General features: G+C 38.8%; 1 protein-coding gene and 1 pseudogene. Both read right to left on the bottom strand.

Annotated features, from left to right (window positions below; all coding sequences use genetic code 11):
• Nucleotides 1-551 (bottom strand): Rha family transcriptional regulator (locus ACFIJS_RS08925; protein ID WP_375651256.1); only part of this gene is annotated, 551 nt, incomplete at its 3' end.
• A gap of 555 nt (nt 552-1,106) precedes the next feature.
• Nucleotides 1,107-1,457, bottom strand: a pseudogene (locus ACFIJS_RS08920) (hypothetical protein); the annotation flags it as partial.

The raw sequence follows: 1,457 nt of genomic DNA, 5'->3' as shown, positions 1-1,457 counted from the left end.
CGTCGATACACCCAATCATGTTTACGCAAGTAATCGGTTAAATCTTTTGGTCGTACTTCAAGCATCTTTGCTGCTTCGATAAGACCGAACAGACCATCAGAACGCTTTAAACCTTCCAAAGCTTCTGCTTTTGGAGCCAATTCTGCAATAACATGATCTTTATGCTCTATTTGACTTTGTAAGTGATTCAAGACACCAAGCAATGCCTCGGGTTTTGAGTAGTCAATTTGTGGAACAACTACTTGTTTTTCCAATTCTTGCCAACGGTCAATAATCTTTGCTCGTAAAGCCGTACTGTAACCAGACACGAGAATTAAACATTCACGCTTGGGGAGGTGATAGCAGTTTTGAGGTTTTCCTTGTTTGTCTAAATAGGTGCCCTCAAATTTGAGGAGACCTCCTTTAGGATATAGCTCTCCTAACATCTGCCTGATATCTCGTCTTACATTGTCATGCCTTTTATCGCATAACTCAGCAATCTCACGACTAGACATAGTTTGAGTAGTAGCACTATTAGCAGTACTTTCTTTAGTTTCTATAAGAGTGTTCATGTGAACTCCTATTGGTTAGATGTTTGTTAATGACACTCTAAAAAAGTGCCGGGCGCTAACAAACACGGCCAATAGTCCGTCGTCACACTTTCCCCGCTAGGGTATTGTATAGTGCGACCACACCCGACAACATTATTATATGCATGTAGCATATAATGAGTCAAAGTCTTTAATGTGCGGAGAAGAGATTGTATCGGCAATCTATCCGCTATTGGTTTAAGGTGTTCGTTAGGCACCTGATTCGACAATAGATATAACGATAATGTTTTGTCAAGTAATAAAAAACTTTTTTCTAAAAAATAATCCCATATTGTACAGTAACATACTGAAATTGTTATTTATCAATGTGTTAAGTGTACAATGTACAGTCGATTTGAAAATTCTATCGCTAGCGATAGTTTGCGCTCGTCCGCCCCGCAACAGACCCAACCCGCTGGGAAGTACCTTTTGTATTGATTTTATTGACTTTTTTCTGGGGAAAACCAAAGCATAAATGATAATCTGCTTTAAAAATTACAATTAAAGTGAGTAGTGTGTTGACATAGCTTAAGAACATTATTTAGCTTTCATCTTGGCAGCGTATTCTTGACGAGCAAGTTGGTACTGTATGTTTTCGATTAGTCTTTCATTGGCTTTTTTTACAATAGCACTTGCAATTTCTGGCTTGGACATCACCCCAGCAATGGAGGGTCCTTCTTGTTTTGCAATGGGGAATTGATCTCCATCGGCTCTTTGAAACACATTCGCATTCAGCTTTTTTAATTCAACGCGCTTTGGAAAACTCCCACCTTTGATAAAAGCATGGGGTAAGATTTCTTTCTTTCCAAATAGTGTGTAAGTTACGCCGCGTTTTGTTTCTCTTGCTTGAAAAAATTTAAGAGGTATCGGTGTTCCAGAACCAATGAT

The sequence above is a fragment of the Bartonella sp. OT172YNZD genome (genome assembly GCF_042193725.1).
Classification (GTDB): domain Bacteria; phylum Pseudomonadota; class Alphaproteobacteria; order Rhizobiales; family Rhizobiaceae; genus Bartonella; species Bartonella grahamii_A.
This window is presented reverse-complemented; position numbering and strand designations above follow the sequence as displayed.